The sequence below is a fragment of the Oceanobacillus picturae genome, from assembly GCF_000612865.1.
In the GTDB taxonomy this organism is placed as follows: domain Bacteria; phylum Bacillota; class Bacilli; order Bacillales; family Amphibacillaceae; genus Oceanobacillus_B; species Oceanobacillus_B jordanicus.
The window spans coordinates 26455-48680 of the sequence record NZ_CCAX010000001.1 but is presented as its reverse complement, the minus strand read 5'-3'; the positions used below and the strand labels follow the sequence as shown (position 1 = coordinate 48680).

Below are 22226 nucleotides of genomic sequence, written 5' to 3'. Positions count from 1 at the left end.
TTGCTCACTCCTTATTATACGTTTGGAACCAATTATTCATTTGTCCTAAAATATCTGCCATGGCGTTGGTGTTTTTCAATGATGGCATTTGTACAAGCAAAGGCTGTTTTGGCGGGCGAGAATCCTGCGATTTTTTCTGCAGAATGAGAATGCTTTTTACATTCTTTTCTGATTTAAAAACACTTTCAGGTAAACGAACAACCCCAACAATATGTGCATACTCCTGGATGTAACGGTGGAGTTTGTCCGATTGATCACTATCAAACAGAAAATCAGGTACGACAAAAATCATATAGCCGCCTGGTTTGGTATAATTCATCCCTTGTTCAATGAATAAATGATGGGCATATGAATGTCCTTCATCAGCTTTCAGCTCATATTGTGCTGCCTGAACATCATCAGGATAATAGCCTACTGGTAAATCTGCCACTACCAAATCAACTGGGTCTAGTAAAAACGGTCGAATGCTGTCCTGATGGAAAAATTCGATTTGCTTCTCTTGTAAATTAGCATTCATAACAGCAAGCTGTATCAACGTAGGATCTACTTCTGAAGCAAATGCTTCAACCGGCTGTTGTAATCGATCAAGCACTGTGGATAGCAAGTTAGCAGTACCACCTGCTGGATCAAATATCCGCACCTTTTCGTTTGCAAGCATTACCTTTTCTGCGAAATACGCAACAAGCAAAGCTACGGTTTCAGGTGTCATCAAATGTTGCTGTTGAGTTGAATCCTTCATCCCTTTTAGCATTGCCAACTGTGTCGCTTTTCGAACATCCTCTTTCGAAAAATCCGTTAGGTCAAGTTCTGTTATAGATTGCTGCAATTTATGTGAAGTTATGTCATCTTGATTCTCTGGTATTTCCTGCATAAACAAAATTTCCATCGTCGTTGCCAGGCTATCCAAATACGGTTCATGACGTTGTTGTTGAATAAGGTTCGTTGTTTGATCTAGCCATTCATATAATAGCTCTACATTTGATTTCCCCATTACAATCCTCCATTCGTTCCTAAAGCGTTTCTATTGTACCAAAACAAATGGCTATGTACAAAGCAATGGTAGCTAAACATGTTATGAAATTTACTGAAAGTGTTTTCACAGTAAAAATCTCTCTCAACTAATTAGCGAGAGAGATTGGAGTCGATTATTCTGCTTTCTTGGCAGCATCTAATGCAGCATCATAGTCAGGGTGGTTACTTACCTCACTGACATATTCAACATATGTGATGTTGTTGTTCGAATCAACAACAAAAATCGATCTCGCCAACAATCGTAATTCCTCTATCAACACACCGTAGTTCTGACCAAAATTTGCATCTCGGTGATCCGATAGTGTATCAAGACTGTTAATTTCGTGCTTGTTGACCCATCTCTTTTGTGCAAAAGGGAGATCCATACTTACTGTTAACACTTTAACATTACCTATCTTATCCGCTTCATCATTAAAGCGTTTTGTCTGTTCAGCACATACCCCTGTATCAATTGAGGGAACGACACTGATTAGTTTTACTTTCCCGTCATAATCACCAAGGGATACAGAGTTGAGATCATTGCTCAAAACTTTAAAATCCGGAGCCTTGTCCCCAACCTTTACTTCTTTCCCAACTAATGTGACAGGGTCTTGATGGAATGTAACATTTGCCATATGAAGCATTCCTCCTAAATAATTGTATTCCCTTGTATTATGAATATAAATTTGGACCTTGTCCAACAATTTCTGCCTTATTTCAGCAATAAATTATTGAAAACCATTACATTCATCATACTCTGTAAATTGAAAGCCTAATCATTTAAATATCGTACTGAGACGGGGAATCTTTGGATTTTCTAGATTGCTGTTCTTTTGGTTTTTTTCCTTGTGTGGAATCTTTTATAATTTGTTGCACTTTCTCAACCACTTGTGGAGCAAAATCAAGCATCTTTTCATAAATATGAGTATGTTGATCAAGGTGAACCATTTTGATTCCTCTTTCACTGACAATAAGGAATGCCACAGGTGTAATGGAAACACCGCCCCCGCTTCCTCCACCAAAAGGCAATTCTACTTCACTATCACCTTGTGATTTGCCGGCATTAAATTCACTACCTCCAGCCGCAAAACCAAACCCAAGTTTTGAAACTGGGATAATAACACTCCCATCAGGTGATTCAACTGGATCTCCGATAATGGTGTTTACTTCGATCATGTCCTTTAAGTTTTCCATTGCTGTCGTCATTAATCCTTGTATTGGATGTTCTTCCATAGTTAATCTACCTCCTATACCTCAGTTTTAGGTTGAAACGATTCTCCCTTAATTACAGTATTTTTTAACATAAGGACGAGAGCGTAAATAGCTTGCCCAATTCGTAAGGATGCAATGCATTCTACTTTTGTATAAAAACATGGTTGCTGAAAATGAGGAACTACTTGAATGACAGGTTTGCATTTCATCTGACTATGCTGTACCAAGTAACAGATTATGGCTCCCTTGATTGACCATACCCCACCAGCCACAAGTCCTGTACTTCCAGCATCACCAGTACCTCCTTCTGTATGCCAGACAAGTTTATGAAAACGGACACGCTTTAGCACGTTAATCACTGACTTTCCAAGTCCCTTCACAATATGAAATTCCCGCTTCAATACACTTCTCACGTTGGAAAAGGATATATTGCGAGCGCCCTTCTCGGAAGTACCGGCTTCTATAGGTACTTTTCTGCGGAAGACACAAATACGAAGCACATGTATACGAAGCTCTAACCAATGATTGTCTGTTGTATAAATAAGGTTAGCAGTAACGTAGACACGAGTGATGAGTAGTAAAAAAATTAATAACAGAATAAGGAGAATCGTCATCCAGATCATAGGAAACCCCATTTCGCTCATGCTCATTTGGTTAGCTATTACTATTTTGCTACACATTTCCATTTTTTACTCTTCCAATATTCCTCTTTTTGGTTAAATCGCTTTCAAAATGGTATGATATATTTGTATCTAATTAGCATTGGAGGTATGGAAAGAAATGGAGCAACGTAGAAATATCTTTTTTTATTATAAAAAGGATGAGGAATTACAGAATAAATTAGAAACTTTATTTGACCTTGCAACAGAAAACGGTTTTAACATTGTAGAGGACCCACAGAATGCAAATATAATCGTCAGTATTGGCGGAGATGGCATGTTCTTGCAGGCAGTCAGAAAAACAGGTTTTCGCGAGGATTGCCTTTATACGGGAATTACACGCTCTAATGAGTCTGGTTTGTATTGTGATTTTAATATGGACAACTTTGATGACATGCTAGATACAATGAGGCATGCAGAGATGGAGGTTCGCCGCTTCCCTGTAATTAACGTGGAGGTTAATGGTGAAACATCCTTTGAATGTCTAAACGAATTAAGTGTTCGTTCTACTTTAATTAAATCAATTGTAATTGACGTTAAAATTGACGATATGTATTTTGAAACGTTCCGGGGTGACGGTCTAATTGTAGCAACACCAACTGGAAGTACAGGCTATAACAAATCAACGAATGGCGCGGTTATAGATCCTAAAATTCCTTGCTTCCAAGTGTCGGAGCTCGCTTCCATTAATAATAATCGATACAGAACACTCGGTTCCTCTTTTGTACTTAACAGTGATAGAAAATTATCATTAGAGATCATCCAGGACGGAAATGATTATCCGATAATCGGCTTGGATAATGAAGCCTATTCTATTCGAAATATTCATGAGCTAAATATAACACTTAGTGACAAAGCAATTAAAACAGTGAAGCTTAAAGACAATTCATACTGGGATCGCGTTAAACGAACGTTTTTGTAGGATTCCGATCGAAGCTTGCAGTTATTTCTTAACAAAACACAACCCCCCTCTCCTATAATGGAGATGGGGCATTTTTATATACGATATTTCCATCTATAACTGTCATTGCTACATTAATTTCATGAATGGTTTCCGGTTGTACTTGGAAAATATCTTCTTCTAGTACCGTAAAATCTGCACTAAATCCAGGTGCGATTTTGCCTCTAGTTTCCTCTTGGTTAATTACATAGGCACTGCCTGAAGTGTATAATGTTACTGCTTCAAACACGCTCAAACGTTCTTCTGGACGGTATACCTGATTATCAATCTGTGACTTTCTCGTTACAGCTGCCTCTATTCCTAATAAGGGAGAAACTTCCTCAATGGGTGCGTCTGATCCACCCGCACATTTTACGCCTTCATCAAGTAATGTTTTCCATGCATAGTACAAGCCCAACCGTTTATCCCCTATTCTATCGAGCACCCATGGAAAATCAGATGATACAAAGGAAGGTTGAATGTCAACTACTACGGGAAGTTCTTTCAACATTTTTAAAGAATGTTCATTTAGGATTTGTCCGTGAATAATTCTGTCTCTTGCCCCATTAGACAATGGGTGCTTTTTTATGATTCCAGTTATTGCATCAACAGCTTGATCTCCTATTGCATGAACTGCAATTGGTAAACCATGTCGCCGTGCTTCTTTCACTATATGTTCAAGCGTTTCTTCATTATGAATAGCCACACCGTAATTCCCTTTTTCATCAGCGTATTCTTCTGTCAGCCATGCTGTTCTGCCACCAAGTGCACCATCAGAGAAGATCTTAACTGCACCTAATTCTACATATTCGGTACCTTCAAGATAGCCTAGTCCTTCATCAACCATGTCTGACATCACTTCATGATGGACAAGTAAATGTGCTTTAAACTTTCTCGCCTTTCCATCAATGGCATTCTTGAACGCACCAAATGTTTTATGAAAACCGCCATAATAGTTTAAGTCCTCACTATGCCCACCAACTAAACCTTTTGACATAAGATCATCCGTAGCAATATTAATAACTTGCTCAAGATAGTCTTGTGACACACTTGGCATGGCATTTTTAATGAGTTCCTGTGCTGTATCTAAAAAATATCCTGTCGTCTCTCCTGCATCGTCTCGTACGATAATGCCACCTTGAGGATCAGGACTTTCCTCCGTTACGCCTGCTAGCTCCATTGCCTTGGTGTTTGCTAATATGGCGTGTCGACAAACACGTGAAAGCATCATTGGATTATGGGGACTAATTTTATCAAGCACTTCTTTATGTATGATGGAAGCGTCTTGCCATTGATTTTCATTCCATCCTTCTCCAATCAGCCACTCACCTTCACTTAGATTGGCGGTCCGATTGCTCAGCGCCTCCACTACTTCTGTCGCTGATTTCATTTGAGATAAATCTAACCGGAGTAGCTTTTCTCCATGGCCTATTATGTGTAAATGACTATCTACAAGTCCAGGAAGCATTGTCTTACCTTGAAGGTTTTCCACTTGCTCAATTGACGCTACATAAGTATGGTATAGTTTTTCATAAGTGCCAACATCCTTTATTATTCCTTCTTCAGTGTAGACAGCTTCAATTGCAGTTCCTTCCTTCTCCATCGTGTAAATGTTTCCACCAAACCAAAGTACCCCCATAGGTGCTCTCCCTCTCTAGATATGTTTAATCTTACTTTAAAAAGAATATTTCAGTTTAGCAAGTAATATAGCTTTTTATATCTATTTTTCAAAATTATCCAGTGTTTCATTTTGCCCAAAATTAAGGACTGCCCGATTCCGGACAGTCCTAACCATAAATTATAAAATTGTAATTGTTATTTCTGTCCGCCAAATTGCTGTTCAGCCATTTGTACTAGACGTTTCGTAATTTCTCCTCCAACCGAACCGTTGGCACGAGAAGTAGTATCAGCACCAAGTTGTACTCCAAACTCGCTAGCAATTTCTGTCTTCATTTGGTCCAATGCTTGTTGAACACCAGGAACTAATAATTGATTTGAAGAATTGTTACTTGCCATGTTAGTTCACCTCCCTTGGTAACTATAGAATGTGTTATCTCAGGGGAAAACATGCACGGATTAAGCTGGTAAATCTTAGAAAAAAATCAGTTGTATTTAAAACAGATCTTCAAACGTTGGTTCCATTGTTGTTTCTGCCGTAACCTTCACTGTTTCAATGCCAGAAACTGCTTCCTCTATCAGCGCAGTATAATCTTTTGTGGATTCATAATAATTAGCTTTCTCTCTTTTTGGCTTCGTTTTTGGTGCTTTAGGTACAAAAATTGTACAGCAATCCTCATATGGCAATATGGAAGTTTCATACGTCCCAATTTGCTGAGAGATATGGATAATATCAGATTTATCCATCGTAACGAGAGGACGAATCACGGGATAATTCGTCACTTCATTGATTGTGTTCATACTTTCCATGGTTTGACTTGCCACTTGTCCAAGATTCTCTCCTGTTGTCATGGACAAGATGGATTCCTGCTCACAAACCCTCTCACTGATTCGCATCATCATGCGACGCATAATCGTCATCGCGTAGCCATCAGGTATTGACTTAAATACTTCCTGTTGCAACTTCGTGAAAGGAACGATATGCACCTTAATGGAACCACCAAATCTGGTAAGTTGTTTTGCTAAATCCAGTACCTTCTGTTTTGCTCGATCACTTGTAAACGGCGGAGAATGAAAATGAATCGCTTCTAATTGAACGCCTCGTTTCATTGCCAAATACCCTGCAACAGGACTGTCAATTCCTCCTGACAATAGAAGAAGGGATTTCCCGGAAGTCCCTACAGGCAAGCCTCCTAGCCCTTTTACAACACTTGATGTAATATACGTTGCTTCATTTCTGATTTCTACTTTTATTTCTAAATCTGGCTGATGGACATCAACCGTGTATCCTGCTGTATTGCTTAAAAGGTGTCCCCCAAGAATTTGGTTAAATTCTTGGGAACGGATAGGGAAATCTTTATTAATTCGTTTCACCGTCACTTTAAACTTTTTAACCTCTTCACTGTTTTTCAAAGCATAAAGAGCTGCCTCTTTCACTGCTTCTGGTTCATTTTCTACTTTTATAGCAAGGCTTAAACTTTGAATTCCAAATATGTCTTTACACTTTTCGATAATCGGGACAGGATCTGAGCCATTTAAAATGATAAACATTCTTCCCTGGGTGCGTTTTACCTTTACATTAGGAAAAGCTTTTAGCTTTTGTTGAACGTTTTCCTGCAGTCTTATAATAAATTTCTTAATGTTCTTCCCTTTTAACGCCATTTCACCGTAGCGAATTAGTATGTGATCATATTCCATTATTATCTACTCCATAACTTTTTTAAATTGATGTATTGCCTGTTTCAGCACTTCTATAAATTGTTGAATTTCTTCTTTCGTAGTCTCATACGATAAGCTCACTCTTAATGCAGATATGGCTCGATCTCGAGGAAAACCACATGCCACCAAAATTCTGCTCTCATCCGACTGTTTAGAAGAGCAAGCAGATTTGGTTGAAATATAGATGTCCTTCTCTGCCAGTATATGAATCATTACTTCTGGTTTTGTACCCGGCACAGAAAAATTGACAATATGTGGGGCTGCGTTATCTGGAGTGTTTATAACTACTTCAGGTATTTCCTTTAAAGAATGGAGAAGAAATTCTCGGACTCTGGATAGATTGGCAAGCTTTGTAGCCTCTTTTTCTTTAATGAGACGAAGAGCTTTTACCACCGATACAGTACCAGCTACATTTTCAGTACCAGATCGTAGGTTTCGTTCCTGTTCACCACCATGAAATAAAGGGAAAAGTGTTGTTCGTTTGTCTACATATAAGATCCCCGTGCCTTTAAGTCCATTAATCTTATGCCCTGACATCGTACATAAATTAATGCCCGAATGAGACAATGTAAGTGGTACTTTACCTAATCCCTGTACATCATCTACATGAAAAAATAATTTCGGGTATGTTGCAACAAGGTCAGCAATTTCTTTTATCGGTTGTATACTCCCTAATTCATTATTCACATGCATGACGCTAATTAGAATGGTATCTTTCCTAATTGCTGCTTTCACATCAAGTACAGAAACAACGCCAGATTGATCAACTGGTAAATAAGTAACATCAAAACCAAGTGATTCTAAGCTTTTACACGCTTCAAATACAGAAGGATGTTCTATTTCCGTTGTAATAATATGCTTACCGCGTTGCTGGTGCTGTAACGCAATACCTTTAATCGCCATATTATTACCTTCTGTTCCCCCAGAGGTGAAAACAACCTCTTCTTGTTTCACTCTCAACAGCTCAGCTGCTTGTTTCTTTGCCATATTCAATAGCTTCTCCGCTTCCCCACCAAAAGGATGAATGGAGGACGGATTTGCAAAATAATGGCTTGAGATTTGTTCAAAACTAGTTAATACACCTGGATCAGGCTTTGTTGTTGCACTATTATCTAAATAAATCATAATATGGACTCCTTGCAATGAACCTTTTATTATATTAGAACACAGAAGAAAAAGGATATTTCTATAATATCCTTTTTCTTTTTAATGAATATTTATTTAAGCTACCTATATCGTTTAATTTGCAGTCAACTGATATTCCTCTATACGTTTTAGAGCACCTGGCTCAATTTCTTCAATTGCTTTGGCTGCTTGCTCTAATGAAAGCTCATATTCGTAAGCACGGAATAAGCGCTCTGATTCAGCTAGCTTTGCAGCAAGTAATGGATATTGACTGCGGTACCGATTAGCATATTGAATAACTTGTTCTGTCAGATACGCTTGTTCAAGCATCATATCTGTTTGCTCTGCTACTTGCTCAACGGCAGTTGCAGCATCGCTTAACGCCTTTTGTACTTCGGCCATATCCAATGGCTGCTTTTCGAGTGTTTTAATAACGCGATTATTTTTCTCTGACGCTGTTTCCATGGAATTCCATATAAAGGTCGGAATGCCAGGTACATTGCTCTTCTTTAATTTACGTTGTATATCATACAATTGATTGCGCATTTCCGTCAACTTCTCTTTTGCTTCCAACTCGTCTTTACGCAGATTTCGGATCCGTATCTTGAAGGCTTCATGATTTTCTTTCATTTCCTCCAATTGGATATATCCATCTTCTACCAGATTTCTAAGTTCCGAATGCGAAGCTTTATCATTTGTAAGCTTTTCTGACAGTTCTTCTAGCTCAACCGTTAATTTTCCAATCGACTTTTCTAAAGCCATATAGCGTTCCATATCGCCATCTTCAAAGTAATAGGCTTTCTTTAATTGCTCGACTTCAGATTTCGTGTCTAGAAAAGCTTGGTTCATATCTGCTACAGCCTGCTGATAGCTTGGTACCTGTGTGTCGAGGTAGCTCTTGGCAAGTGCTTCTTTTTCCAGTAGCTCGTACATTTCTTTTATACGCTCTTCCATTTCTTCCATAGTTGCTTCTACTTCTTTTGTCTCGCCTTTTTCCATGGCTTCAACTGTACTTGCTAGACGTTCTTGATATGTACGTATCTCTTTTTCAAATGCCAAATGCTCGACATGATACCCTTCATCCTTCATCTCTTTAAGACCGGAAAATAATTGATCTAATTGTGCCGGTAGCTCATGTTTGCATTTCTTATAATAGTAAGGAAATGCGTCAAATTGCTCCTCAAGCTCATGAATCTCGATAGTAAGTTCATCGACAATCTGTTTAGCCTCCATATAATCTCCAGCCTCAGTGGATTGCTCATACACCAAGGTCTTTTCCTGTAGTGTATCTAGTTGGTTATCGAAATATCGCTCGGCTTTTCCATATTGATAGCGGTTTTGGGAAAGTGCTTTTTTCATTGCTTTTATTTTAGGATTTAAAGTGTCCATTTCTTTTCGGCTTTGCTCTTCCGACTCTAACAGCATGTCTACTTCCGCAAGTAGTTTCTCTATGTTAGCTTCGATTGTTTGCAAAATCTCTTCTACATTATTTAATGTCTTTTTAGCTTTAGAAAAACGGTATTTGTCCGCTGCCTCTTCTGCATCAAATAAATGCTCTTCAATATCAGGAAGTTCTTTCGTTAAGATATGCTCCCAGCGTTCCTTCCAGGATTCAAACTTATCCTGCGTTTCTCCGGATAAGTTTAATGTCTTTATCCTTCCCAACTGTGAGGCAATGTTCCGACCCATAATGTCCATTTTCCAAGCCTCGTAACGATCCACGACATCGTATACACGTTTTCTGAGAATAAGACCGATAATAATTAATGTAATGATAACTAGTACAATTCCTATGAAGTATGCCATAAATTGCCTCCTAACTATATTCCTATTTAAGAGGATGAAACGTTGAAGAGCCTCTTGAAGAACATAAAAACCGTTATTTAATATGATAGTACTTATAATACCATGTTCGTAGTGTTTTTGGCTAAAAAAATACAAATAATTTGCAGCTTCGACATTTAATGCTTTATTTTTCATGAACATATTGTATGAAAAGATGCGTTTTAAGAGGAAGCAGTCTTGTCAGCAGGCTCTTTTGCAGCGAAATCAATCCAGTGATGGATACTTTTCACATATTTTTCAGCAAATTGCCTGTGGGAGTATTGTCCAACCACTTGATTTTTCCATTCATTATGCAATATATATGGTGTAGTCAGCATTCCTTTAAATTGCATGAGTAAAAAACTGCGTTCCTCAGGGTCTGTCTTTTTATTAACGCGAATAACCGCTTCAAATGCCTTGCTTACATAGAAGTTTTCTTTTGCTAAGTATGTTACCGCCATTTCCCTAACAAATACGGAATCCAACGACAGTTCTCTATGAATAAAACAGGAGAATTGATGATGCATTTGTTTATAATGTATAATAGTTGAAATTAACTCTTTCAATTGATCAAGTGCAGAAAGCTGTTCTGTTTCGAGCAAAGTTTCTTCTATCGCTTTCAAGTATGCTTCATAATAATACGAAACAGCGTATTCTAAAAGACCTTGCTTTCCTTTAAAATAATAGCTGATGAGCGACACGTTAACAGAAGCACGCTCTGCAATATCTCGTACCGAGGTACCATGAAAACCCTTTTGAAAGAACAGGGACGAGGCTGCGTCAATCACTTTTTGTTTTGATGTGTTTGGTTTCATCCTATTCAACTCCTTACTTGTCCTTTACGACAAAGAGACGGGTAATCCTGCATTTTTTGCTCGACAAAAAAATTAACGATGTCGAATTTGCAAACTTATCATACATTACAATGAAAGGAGTGTGCATATATGTTTCAATCAACAGCATACTCAGGCCAAAAAGAAAAGGACTATCAATTATTAGTGAAGCAAGTAGATGCACTTAGTGAAGGCGAGCATGACCATACTGCCTTACTTGCAAACGCATCTGCTTTATTAAATCAGTTTCTCACTGACGTAAATTGGGTAGGGTTTTACGTTTGGAAGGAAGATGAACTTGTATTAGGGCCCTTCCAAGGATTACCAGCATGTATCCGGATTGGCTACGGCAAAGGAGTATGTGGCACAGCTATTAAAGAAAAAGCAACTCAACGCATTGCGGATGTGCATGCATTCCCTGGACACATTGCTTGCGATGGGGCGACAAACTCAGAAATCGTTGTACCGATTCTACTAAACGAGACAATTTATGGAGTACTTGATATAGACAGCCCAAATTCAGATCGTTTTGACGAAGTGGATCAAACGTACTTAGAACAGTTTGTCCATGTACTTGAAAAGCATTTAGCCGGATAAAGTGAAACTTCAATCGTGGGGGTTTTCATTCTTCCCCCACTGATTGTTAAAATTAAATAGATATTCTTTAAGATATAAAAAGCCCGATGAAACTCGTATTCTAGAAAAGAATTTCCGAGTAACCGTCGGGCTTTTAGTAAACTAAGACTTATTTTTCACGTATCTAACAACACTATTTTTGCCATTGTTTTTGGCTTCATACAGAGCTTTGTCTGCTCTAATAAAGAGTTCACTAACAGTATCTGTAACCGTATGTTCCCATGAGGACACACCACAAGAGAGAGTTACAGACGGATTTGTATGCTTTTCGACTTGACTTCGAATTAGTCCAGCTATTTGCACACCTTCGTTAATAGTAATAGTAGGTGCATAGACAGCGAGTTCTTCTCCTCCCCATCTAGCTGCAAGGTCCCGGTTGTTTACAATTGACTTAACAAGGTCCGCTACCTGTATCAATACCTTATCACCAATATGATGTCCATACGTGTCATTAATTGATTTGAAGTCATCAATATCGAATAGGATTAATGTTCCCATTTCACCTGTCGCCATATGAGCGATTATCTCTTCTTCTAAATAGTTTCGTGAATAGAGTTTTGTTAAAAAATCTGTTTTAACAGCCTTTTTCAACTTATCTTTAAGTACTGTATTTGTCAGCGCTAAGGTTGAATGCTGTATGAGTGATTGTATTAATTTAAATGTATTAAATGAAAAGAAATATGGTTGTTCGTGCAAGATTGCAATAATACCATGAACTGTGTCAGAATGGCTCATCGGAATAGCTATAATAGACCGGTATGGAAATCGATCAATTCTATCAAAATCTCCTTTAAGCAATGGCTCCCCATTACAATCTGTATGGTCTTTCAAATACTCAGCAAATCTCCTTCCTGGATTTGTATTAAAAAACGCTGTACTTCCAGTTAGAACATCGAACCTTTCTTCATTATCCCCGTTGTAATAAATGAAACCGACCTCTGAGGCATGACAAACATCCATTACTTGCTCTCTGACAAGATTAATGATCTCTTTCATTTCAAGATTCGAGTTCAACTTGTGTGTAGCTTCATTAATTAACTTTAAGTCTGAGACAAGGTGATTTGATTTTTCATAAAGCGTGACGTTTTCGATAGCCTTGCCGGCAGTACTAGCAATCTGGGATATAAAGTTTATTTCCTTTTCGGGAATATACATTCCTTTATCACTAATCACTTGGAGGACCCCGTATACACCTTGTTTCCCTACCAATGGTGCATATAAGGAACAGCCTGTTTTATCTAATTGCTCCTCTATTTGTATCTCCCCTGAAATAAAGGCCAAAGTACTTACACGTTTTATCACATCATCACTATATTCTATCGTTTTGACAGGAAGTTCTGCTTCTAACTCGGTATCCTGTGAAAGCAAAAGATTATAAGCTAGTTCCGGGTATAGTTTACGAAGTCCTTGAACAATTTCACTTAATATCTTTTTTTGAGAGGTGAGAGACAGCAGATGGGAAGTTAATTCAAATAAATACGCATGATTCCTTCTCATCCTTCTTCCATCTAATTGTAAGAGGGAAATTAACTTCTCCGTTTCCGCCTTCAAAACTGCCAACTCATCTACTGGAGTTGGGAATTCCTGTTCCATACACAATATGGCTTTGGGTCCTTCTTCCGGTAAAATATGTAGTAAGGTGACCTGCTTTTCTAGAATTATTTGATGGTTAACTTCCTCCCCCATCATGACATTCTCTGACAATCTATGTTCTTTTAAAGGAACTTCCCTGATAAGACTATCTGATATACAAAGTTCATATTCTCTCTGCCATTCATTAAACAAATAAAATCCTGAATAGGAAACAGGGAGAACTTTACATATACACTCAGCAACACGACATAGCGTATTCGCGTCACTTTGCTCAAGGGGGGTTGATGCCAAATCAAAGTATAAACTCCGTAGCTTGTCCATAAGCAATTCTGTGTTTTTCATAGTTATCACCTATTATCTTAATATCGAAACGAATTGTGCTCTAATTAACTAGTTATCATTATAAACGAACTAGTCCTAATTTCCTATTATATTACCCGTTAAATTCGTTTTCTCAATAAAGGTTGACTTATAAGCTAAGAAATTATATACTATTCCTTGTGTAAAATAATAAAGTAGCCTATGTGAACCGGACGCTTGAAACCATTTTGTTCCTCATCACTTGAATGAGGTGTATCGCGTAACTCTTAGCTGCTGGAGCGATGGTACATGAAAACATAATGGACAACGTATAGGAACACGCTCGCTTATTTTATGCAAATAAAATAAAAAGGAGGAAATGTCTTATGGCTCGTTTTACTGGATCAGTATGGAAAAAATCACGTCGTCTTGGCATTTCATTAACTGGAACTGGTAAGGAACTAGATAAACGTCCTTACGCTCCTGGTCAACATGGACCAAACCAACGCAGAAAAGTCTCTGAATATGGCTTACAATTACAAGAGAAGCAAAAACTTCGCTTCATGTATGGATTGAACGAACGTCAATTCCGTACCTTGTTTGATAAAGCTGGGAAAATGAAAGGTATTCATGGTGAAAACTTCATGATCCTTCTTGATTCTCGCCTAGATAACATCGTTTATCGTATGGGTCTTGCCCGTACTCGCAGACAAGCTCGTCAGCTTGTAAACCATGGTCACGTTACAGTAGATGGCGGACGCGTTGACATTCCATCATACCGTCTAAAACCAGGTCAAGTAGTTGGTTTACGTGAAAAATCCAAAAACCTCGATATCGTTAAAGAGGCTGTGGAAGTAAACAACTTCGTACCTGAATATGTAACAATTGACACTGACAAAATGGAAGGTACGTACACTCGCTACCCTGAGCGTTCTGAACTTCCAGCTGAAATCAACGAAGCACTTATCGTTGAATTCTACTCTCGTTAATCGTTTCTTAAAGAAAAGCCTGAAATGCTTGTTAACAAGTATTTCAGGCTTTTTTCTATTAATCTTTAGTAAAAGACGGGAGTTGCATCCAGCAGCAACTCCCGTCTTTCACGTTCTACTCATTAAGAGCCGTAACGAATCAACGTGTATTTCTTCTTCCCTCTTCGAATAATGGTAAATTCATCTTCGATTCGGTCCTCCTGGCCAATAATATGTTGCAAGTCTTGCACTCTTTCCCCATTCACATAAATGGCACCATTTTGGATATCTTCTCTCGCTTGTCTTTTAGAAGAAGAGATTTTTGCCTCAACCAATAAGTCTATTAGCCCAACTTCTTCTTTTGCACGCTCATGTGTTGGAACATCCTTGAATCCCTGCTTAATTTCAACACCAGAGAGGTCTTTCAGATCACCACTGAATAAAGATGCAGAAATTTTCTTCGCCTGTTCCAATGCTTCTTCACTATGAACAATAACTGTCATTTTTTCAGCTAAACGTTTCTGTGCTTCCCTTTTTTCCGGTTGATCACTAACCTCTTTTTCCAACTGCTCCATCTCTTGTTCTGAAATGAAAGTAAAGTAACGAAGGAATTTGATAACATCCCTGTCGTCTGTATTTAACCAGAACTGGTAAAACTCATAAGGAGAGGTTTTCTCTGGATCAAGCCAAATTGCTCCACCAGCAGTTTTCCCGAACTTGGTACCATCGGCTTTTGTGATAAGTGGTACAGTTAAGCCGAATACTTTTATTTCTTCTTCCTGGTTTTCTCTTGACCTACGAATTAGCTCCATACCAGCGGTAATGTTCCCCCACTGATCACTACCACCAATTTGTAATGTACAATTTTCTTGCTCGTAAAGCTTTAGGAAGTCAAGAGATTGCAAGATCATATAACTAAACTCTGTAAATGTGATCCCTTGTTCGATACGTGCAGAAACGGATTCCTTTGCGAGCATATAATTGATCCCAAAATGCTTCCCAGCATCACGAAGAAAATCAATTACTGTCATGCTTGAAAGCCAGTCATGGTTGTTTCTAGCGACGACTGGATTTTCGCCCTTATCGAAATCAAGTAATCCGGCAATTTGTTGCTTAATTTTTTCACTATACCCTTTAACGACCTCACTCTCGTTAAGAGAGCGTTCACTTGTTCTTCCGCTTGGGTCACCAATCATTCCTGTCCCTCCACCAACAAGGGCAATCGGGCGATGTCCTGCTTTCTGGAAACGTTTTAGCATTGTAATTGGTAGCAAATGTCCTATATGCAGACTGTCTGCTGTCGGATCAAACCCACAGTACAATGTTACCTGTTTTTCTTGCAATTGCTTTTCAAGTGCCTCACGATCCGTTGTCTGATGTATTAGTCCCCTTGTTTCAAGGTCCTGTAAGATATCCATATCCATTCTCTTCACACTCCATTTTTAATCTAAATTAAAAAACTCACCTTCGCTCATCCTAAAACGAATGTGTGCGTTTTTCTTATACTTGGGACTTCAAAATTTTAACTTCCTTGTCATTACTTTCTAGCGCGGAAAATAAAAAAACCCCTCCCTATAAAAAAGGGACGAGTTTAACACGCGGTACCACCCTTGTTGCAAATTTAAAATCTGCCACTTCGGATTGTTAACGATGTTGCCACCGTTCCGAACGCTCAAAACGATCGAAATTGCTCCGGAATGTAATTCGTCAGTAAATATATCCCGGCTTTCACCACCCGCCGGTTCTCTAGAATAGGGATTTACTCGACTACTTCGTTCCTTCAACACAAATTATCTTATAGTATTTATCTATACCATATTTGATTTAAAAAAGCAATTACCGAACCGAAAATCTTTCCTCCCCATTCTATTATTATGCTATAATAAGAAAGGTATTTTAGGAGGTTTTGCGATGAATTGGAAACAACGGTTTCATCAATATATGGAAAAGCTAAAATCAATCTGGAAATCTGGAAAGGTTCAGCGTTCCTCCCGGATTTCCTATGACGTAGGATGGAATGTATTACTGTTTTTCTTAATAATTGGCTTTATTGGCATGTTTTTTGCTGGCGGCGTAGGGGCTGGATATTTTGCTTCATTGGTAAAAGATGAGCCTGTTCTCTCCTATGAAACGATGCAACAGGACATTTACAACTATGAAGAAACGTCTAAGCTGTACTTTGCTGATGACAAATATTTCGGCGACGTCCAGTCTGACTTACACAGAGAAGAAGTCACCCTAGAAAACATCTCACCAGTCTTACTGGATGCAGTAATTGCAACAGAAGATGAGAACTTTGAAGAGCACCATGGTGTTGTGCCAAAGGCTATTCTGCGCGCAGTTTTACAGGAAGTAACAAATTCCGAAGTAAAAACAGGTGGTAGTACCCTTACACAGCAACTGATTAAAAACCAAATCCTAACCAACGAAGTGTCGTTTGAAAGAAAAGCAAAAGAAATATTACTTGCTTTACGGCTGGAACGCTTTTTTGAAAAGGATGAAATTCTTGAAGCATACTTAAATATTGTCCCTTATGGTAGAGACGCTTCCGGAAACAACATTGCCGGTGTACAAACAGCGGCACAGGGAATATTTGGCGTGGATGCAAAAGACGTCAATATTGCACAAGCTGCATATCTTGCGGGGCTCCCACAAAGTCCATCCGCTTATACTCCTTTTCTTAACGGAGGAGATCTAAAAGACGAGGACGGTTTACAGCGGGGAATTAATCGAATGAAAACAGTGCTTAACCGGATGCTCGAATCCAGCTACATAACAAAAGCAGAATATGATGAAAGCATCAATTATGATATTGTGGCTGATTTTAAAGAAGCTTCCCCTTCCCCTGTGGAGAAATATCCGTACTTAACTTTTGAAGTAGAAAAAAAGGCCACAGAAGTTATTATGTATCAACTAGCCGAGAAAGATGGTTACACGAAAGATGATCTCGAGAAGGATAGTGCTTTGAAGGAAGACTATGAAGTGAAGGCTGAAAGAGACTTACGGAAAAACGGCTACAATATTCATACAACCATTGATAAGGACATCTATGAAGCTTTTCAAGAAGTTGCGACAAACTATGATAACTATGGTCCAACTGTGACCGTTACAGAGACAAATAGTGAAACTGGCGAAACAGAAGAAGTACAAGAGAGAGTCCAAACTGGTGGAATGCTCATTGAAAACAGTACCGGTAGAATCATTAGCTTTGTCGGTGGTCGAGGATATGACGAAAATAACAATATTAATTATATTTCCGACAATGTTGTTCGTTCAAATGGTAGTACGATGAAGCCATTATTAGATTATGCCCCAGCGATGGAAGAAGGAGTAATACAACCAGGTAGCCCAGTCGCTGACGTGAAGAAACAGATATCAGGTGGCTGGAATTATGGAGAACCAGGTAACTACGGTGGTGGTTATCATGGAATCGTCTCTGCTAGAACGGCTTTACAGAACTCATATAATGTGCCTGCAGCAGATATTTATTCTCGTATTATGGATATTAATCCTGCAGAAAAGTACCTTGAGAAAATGGGTATTACTTCAATAAGCGAAGATCTGTATGGTATTGCTTCCCTATCAATAGGTGTAGCAGAACTAACCCTCGAAGAAAATATTAATGCATTTACTACCTTTGGTAATAACGGAAAATTCGCTGACGCGTATATGATTGAAAAGATAACAAATCAAGACGGCGATGTTGTCTATGAACATAAAGCGGAGCCAGTAGAAGTGTTCAGTCCGCAAACAACGTATTTAACGATTGATATGATGCGAGATGTTATTAGTTCTGGAACAGCTGGTTACCTGAGACCACAGCTATCAAATGGAAGTGTAGATTGGGCAGGTAAAACCGGTACGTCAAATAATTATCATGATGCCTGGTTCGTTGCAACAAATCCAAACGTTACCTTTGGCACATGGATTGGATATGACAACAATCGTCCTATTAATAATGCGAGCACAAATTATAGTCACCGTAACCTTAAATTATGGGCTGAGCTGATCAATAGTGCTGCCGCAATTAATCCAGAGCTAGTGACACCAAGTGAAACATTCAAACGTCCGGACGGTATTGTCCAACGAAGCTATTGTGCGATTTCAGGAATGCTTCCTTCTGAATTATGCGAGAAAGCTGGACTAGTAAAATCAGATTTATTTAATGCGAAATATGTACCAACTGAAACGGATGACAGCTTAGTGAGCGGAAGCTCTGTTATTGTGAATGGTAAGGCAGTAGTTGCAGGTGCAAATACTCCTGATGAGTTTGTAACAGGAGATGGTCTTATGTTTAGCCCTGAGTTTCTTAAACGAAACGGGTATGATAAGCTACCGGATCTTACCCAACTGTACCCTAGAACAGAAACAGAAAAGTGGAAGAGGATTGGTGTACCTGGAGCTGGAGCAGAAATAGGAGATGCCATTGAGGATGACGGGAAAGACCCCTCTGCACCAACATCCTTAAGCAAATCTGGAAGCAAATTAACTTGGAAGAAATCAGGCAGCAATGACGTGGTAGGATACAGGGTATATCGCGCTACGAAGGCTGGTGGTAAATTTAGCCTTGTAGGAAGTACGACCGAAACAAGTTATACCATCGGAAACAATAATGCTATCTATCACGTAAAAGCTGTTGACTATTTCGGCAGAGAATCCGCTGCCTCAAAAGAAATAATGGTTGGTAATACGTCTGAGCCAGAGCCCGAAACACCTGACTCAAACAAGGAAACCGATAATGAGAAAAAAACAGCAGATGAAAATAACGAAAGCAAAAAAGAAGATAAACAACAAGAAGAAAGCAATAACGACCAAGAAGAAGAAAAAGAAGAAAATAGTCAAGATGAAGAAAGCAGTCAAGATGAGGAAAATAACCAAGATGATAGCGAGGACGAACAATAACGCGTCTTATTCGTAATATCTTGGCTATAGTTTCCTAGCAAACGAACAAGTCGAGCGATCTTTTGAAACTCCATGGTGAGTTTTGAGTTCGCTCGACTTTTTTTATGTAGAGAAATACGCATAATTGTGAATGAAGATCACAAGGAAGATTATCCATAGATCCTTTTCCCAGCGTCCTACACTTTGAAAAAGGATAAGTTTCACCCTTTTCACATTTATTACTAAATAAAGTGAAACTTCATTTGGTGGGTTTTCCCTACCTCCCCTCACTTAGAACGCTTGATTGCTTCCCAAATTCTTGAAGTGGGGGTTTTACTGCCAGTTGAGGCGGGATAAATGTTCGGTAATCTAGTATAATGAATGTAAGCGTATTAGTTTTACAGATTAGGTGGTGAAAAAGTTGGAACATACAAAAACTTATCAAGCATTATGCCGTGAAAGTAATAATGGAGACAGTATAACAATTGAAGGTCCCCTGTCCAGTGAAGAACTTGGAAACTTCCATTTTCATGAACACCTGACTGCATTCAGACCCGCTCCAAAACAATTTGAAGCACTACGCAGTATAGCCGATTTCCCTGAAGGAAGAATTATAGTTGCCCGAACCGAAGATACAATAATTGGTTATGTGACTTATTTGCACCCTGATCCGCTGGAACGCTGGTCCGAGTTCAAGATGGAAGAACTTATGGAACTTGGCGCAATTGAAGTAGTTCCCTCCTATCGGGGAGCCAAATTAGCCTCAGGTTTATTGCAAGTCTCCATGATGGATGACTATATGGAGAATTATATTATTATTTCGACTGAGTATTATTGGCACTGGGATTTGGATGGAACGAAACTAAGCATTTGGGACTACCGGAAAGTGATGGAGAAGATGATGGCTACTGGTGGCCTCCTCCCCGCTCCAACCGATGATCCAGAAATCATTTCACATCCAGCAAATTGCTTAATGGTTAGAATTGGCAAAGAAGTCACTAATGATTCCGTCACGACTTTTGATAAGCTGCGCTTCTTACAGCGACATCAATACCGCAATATGAGGGAGGGGCTTTAAATGCTAGTAGAAGAAATTATGAATCGAGACGTGATTACTTTATCACCAACAGATACGATTGAAAAAGCATTGCACATCTTACAACTAAATCGTATTCGACATATCCCAATTGTAGAGAAGAATAAAGATGTAATAGGAATTATCTCTGATAGGGATATCCGCGATGCTTCTCCGTCTATATTTAAAAATAACACAGTGGCAGAAGAATTAAAAAATGAGCTTCACACCATTATGAGTAGTCCCGTCGTTACCGTTCATCCGCTTGATTTTGTGGAAGAAATAGCTCGAATTTTTTATGATGAAGAATTTGCTTGCCTCCCTGTTGTGAGAAAGGATAATAGGCTTGTTGGCATTGTCACAGAAAAGGACATGCTTCAGACATTGATTCAGCTTACCGGTACGAATGTGCCTTCCTCTCATATTGAAGTAAGAGTGCCGCATAGGCCAGGGATCCTTCCTGAAGTTACATCTATATTTGGTAAAAGGAAAGTAAATATTGTTTCTGTATTAGTGTATCCGTATAAAGATGATCCCGCCTACAAAATACTTGTTTTCCGGATCCAGACGATGAATCCTCTCCCTATTATTCAGGATTTAAGAGATGCGGGGTATGATCTAATGTGGCCAAATAATATTCCGGGGCCAAAACAATGAAATGTTCCGCAGCGTTCGTCTTCTCAGAAAATACGTTAAACTATCACTTTAATAAAGATCATCCGTTTAACCAAAAACGTGTATTGCTTACAAAGGAGCTATTAGAGGCAACAGGTCAATTATCTGCAGAGGCAGTGCTAGCTCCTCGGATAGCAACAGAGGACGAACTCGCACTTTTTCATGATGTAGCTTACATTCAAGCTATTAAAAAGGCGAGTAAGTCCCAGTTAACAGAAAGTGAGGCTACACAATTTGGACTGGGCACGGAGGATACACCTATATTTCCGAATATGCATGAGGCTGCAAGTTATGTAGTAGGCGGTACACTGACAGCGGTCGATGCTGTTATGGAAGAGCAGACTATGCATGCACTCCACTTGGGAGGTGGACTTCATCATGGATTTAAACGAAAAGCAGCTGGTTTCTGTATTTATAACGATGGAGCAGTGGCAATAAAATACCTCAGGGAAAAGTATGATTTAAAGGTGTTATATGTGGATACGGATGCGCACCACGGAGACGGAGTACAATGGGCCTTCTATGATGACCCGAATGTCTGCACCCTATCTATCCATGAAACAGGTAGATACCTTTTCCCGGGGACCGGAAATGTAAATGAGCGTGGACTCAAACAAGGCCATGGATATACCTTTAATTTACCACTAGATGCATTTACAGAGGACGATTCATTTATTTCCGTTTATGACAGCGCTATCAAAGAAGTTGCCGATTTTTTCAAGCCTGATATTATTATCACACAGAACGGTGCAGATGCGCATTGCTATGATCCATTAACTCATTTATGTAGTACGATGAGAAGTTTTGAGTATATCCCCAAAATTGCGCATGAAATCGCGCACGAATATTGTGGTGGCAGATGGATTGCACTAGGTGGCGGTGGATATGATATCTGGCGAGTTGTCCCAAGGGCATGGGGCCAACTCTGGAACATTATGTATGAAGGCAGCGCCCTTACAGGGAAGATCCCTACTACCTGGTTGAAGCAGTGGGAAAAGGAGGCGCCTACTTCCCTTCCAGCGTATTGGCAGGATGAAAAGGAGATTGTTTCCATACCCCGAAGAGCAGAAATAACAGAAAAAAATGAGAAGCTATTACAAAGCATGTTAAAATACACAAAAAAAATTATGTGACCTAATTTCCTTCCTAACAAAAAGC

Annotated in this window: 19 protein-coding genes and 1 other annotated feature; of the genes, 7 read left to right on the top strand and 12 right to left on the bottom strand. The window is 39.0% G+C overall.

Annotated features, from left to right (window positions below; genetic code table 11):
- Positions 1 to 4: 4 nt before the first annotated feature.
- The 4 genes from BN988_RS00235 to BN988_RS18235 form a co-directional block, all read right to left on the bottom strand.
- The gene (locus tag BN988_RS00235) at positions 5 to 991 is read right to left on the bottom strand and encodes a class I SAM-dependent methyltransferase (RefSeq protein WP_036572083.1); all 987 of its coding nucleotides are present in this window, start codon (positions 989 to 991) and stop codon (positions 5 to 7) included.
- Between the two features lie 154 nt (positions 992 to 1145).
- A complete protein-coding gene (gene tpx, locus BN988_RS00230; RefSeq protein WP_036572081.1) occupies positions 1146 to 1646 on the bottom strand; it encodes a thiol peroxidase in 501 nt (166 codons plus the stop codon).
- Positions 1647 to 1791: 145 nt separating this feature from the next.
- A complete protein-coding gene (ytfJ, locus tag BN988_RS00225; protein ID WP_036572079.1) occupies positions 1792 to 2244 on the bottom strand; it encodes a GerW family sporulation protein in 453 nt (150 codons plus the stop codon).
- 14 nt (positions 2245 to 2258) lie between these two features.
- A complete protein-coding gene (locus tag BN988_RS18235; protein ID WP_187120227.1) occupies positions 2259 to 2846 on the bottom strand; it encodes a DUF2953 domain-containing protein in 588 nt (195 codons plus the stop codon).
- Positions 2847 to 3003: 157 nt separating this feature from the next.
- On the opposite strand from BN988_RS18235, the gene BN988_RS00215 reads away from it, so the two are divergent.
- Entirely contained in the window at positions 3004 to 3804 is an 801-nt protein-coding gene (locus tag BN988_RS00215; protein ID WP_036572077.1) for an NAD kinase, read from the top strand.
- Positions 3805 to 3856: 52 nt separating this feature from the next.
- On the opposite strand, the gene BN988_RS00210 is transcribed toward BN988_RS00215, so the two are convergent.
- From BN988_RS00210 to refZ, 6 genes are all read right to left on the bottom strand, one after another.
- Positions 3857 to 5461 carry an amidohydrolase gene (locus BN988_RS00210; protein ID WP_036572076.1) on the bottom strand — a complete coding sequence of 535 codons (1605 nt, stop codon included), beginning with the start codon at positions 5459 to 5461 and terminating at the stop codon, positions 3857 to 3859.
- A gap of 176 nt (positions 5462 to 5637) precedes the next feature.
- On the bottom strand, positions 5638 to 5838 hold the full coding sequence (locus BN988_RS00205; protein WP_036572074.1) for an alpha/beta-type small acid-soluble spore protein: 201 nt from the start codon (positions 5836 to 5838) through the stop codon (positions 5638 to 5640).
- Positions 5839 to 5934: 96 nt separating this feature from the next.
- On the bottom strand, positions 5935 to 7137 hold the full coding sequence (gene thiI / locus BN988_RS00200) for a tRNA uracil 4-sulfurtransferase ThiI (RefSeq protein WP_036572073.1): 1203 nt from the start codon (positions 7135 to 7137) through the stop codon (positions 5935 to 5937).
- Positions 7138 to 7143: 6 nt separating this feature from the next.
- Positions 7144 to 8283, bottom strand: coding sequence for a cysteine desulfurase family protein (locus BN988_RS00195; RefSeq protein ID WP_036572071.1), 1140 nt, complete (start codon positions 8281 to 8283; stop codon positions 7144 to 7146).
- Between the two features lie 114 nt (positions 8284 to 8397).
- The gene (gene ezrA, locus BN988_RS00190; RefSeq protein ID WP_036572069.1) at positions 8398 to 10089 is read right to left on the bottom strand and encodes a septation ring formation regulator EzrA; all 1692 of its coding nucleotides are present in this window, start codon (positions 10087 to 10089) and stop codon (positions 8398 to 8400) included.
- Between the two features lie 200 nt (positions 10090 to 10289).
- Positions 10290 to 10922, bottom strand: a complete 633-nt coding sequence (gene refZ, locus BN988_RS00185; protein WP_036572068.1) for a forespore capture DNA-binding protein RefZ — start codon at positions 10920 to 10922, stop codon at positions 10290 to 10292.
- A gap of 129 nt (positions 10923 to 11051) precedes the next feature.
- Between refZ and BN988_RS00180 the strand changes: the two genes are divergently transcribed.
- Positions 11052 to 11537 (top strand): GAF domain-containing protein, encoded by a 486-nt coding sequence (locus BN988_RS00180; protein ID WP_036572066.1) that lies wholly within the window; start codon positions 11052 to 11054, stop codon positions 11535 to 11537.
- A 141-nt stretch (positions 11538 to 11678) separates the two neighbouring features.
- On the opposite strand, the gene BN988_RS00175 is transcribed toward BN988_RS00180, so the two are convergent.
- Complete coding sequence (locus BN988_RS00175; RefSeq protein ID WP_051557586.1) at positions 11679 to 13511, bottom strand: sensor domain-containing diguanylate cyclase; 1833 nt, start codon at positions 13509 to 13511, stop codon at positions 11679 to 11681.
- Between the two features lie 344 nt (positions 13512 to 13855).
- On the opposite strand from BN988_RS00175, the gene rpsD reads away from it, so the two are divergent.
- The gene (gene rpsD, locus BN988_RS00170) at positions 13856 to 14458 is read left to right on the top strand and encodes a 30S ribosomal protein S4 (RefSeq protein ID WP_036572064.1); all 603 of its coding nucleotides are present in this window, start codon (positions 13856 to 13858) and stop codon (positions 14456 to 14458) included.
- A 122-nt stretch (positions 14459 to 14580) separates the two neighbouring features.
- On the opposite strand, the gene tyrS is transcribed toward rpsD, so the two are convergent.
- Entirely contained in the window at positions 14581 to 15855 is a 1275-nt protein-coding gene (tyrS, locus tag BN988_RS00165) for a tyrosine--tRNA ligase (RefSeq protein ID WP_036576191.1), read from the bottom strand.
- 160 nt (positions 15856 to 16015) lie between these two features.
- Positions 16016 to 16230 (bottom strand) — a binding site (T-box leader).
- Between the two features lie 118 nt (positions 16231 to 16348).
- Between tyrS and BN988_RS00160 the strand changes: the two genes are divergently transcribed.
- From BN988_RS00160 to BN988_RS00145, 4 genes are all read left to right on the top strand, one after another.
- On the top strand, positions 16349 to 19339 hold the full coding sequence (locus tag BN988_RS00160) for a transglycosylase domain-containing protein (protein ID WP_036572062.1): 2991 nt from the start codon (positions 16349 to 16351) through the stop codon (positions 19337 to 19339).
- A 400-nt stretch (positions 19340 to 19739) separates the two neighbouring features.
- Entirely contained in the window at positions 19740 to 20396 is a 657-nt protein-coding gene (locus BN988_RS00155; RefSeq protein ID WP_036572061.1) for a GNAT family N-acetyltransferase, read from the top strand.
- The gene (locus BN988_RS00150) at positions 20397 to 21050 is read left to right on the top strand and encodes an acetoin utilization AcuB family protein (RefSeq protein ID WP_036572059.1); all 654 of its coding nucleotides are present in this window, start codon (positions 20397 to 20399) and stop codon (positions 21048 to 21050) included.
- Positions 21047 to 22201: an acetoin utilization protein AcuC gene (locus BN988_RS00145; protein WP_036572058.1), complete on the top strand. Its 1155-nt coding sequence runs from the start codon at positions 21047 to 21049 to the stop codon at positions 22199 to 22201. Before BN988_RS00150 ends, BN988_RS00145 begins: the two co-directional genes overlap by 4 nt.
- Positions 22202 to 22226: the final 25 nt, after the last annotated feature.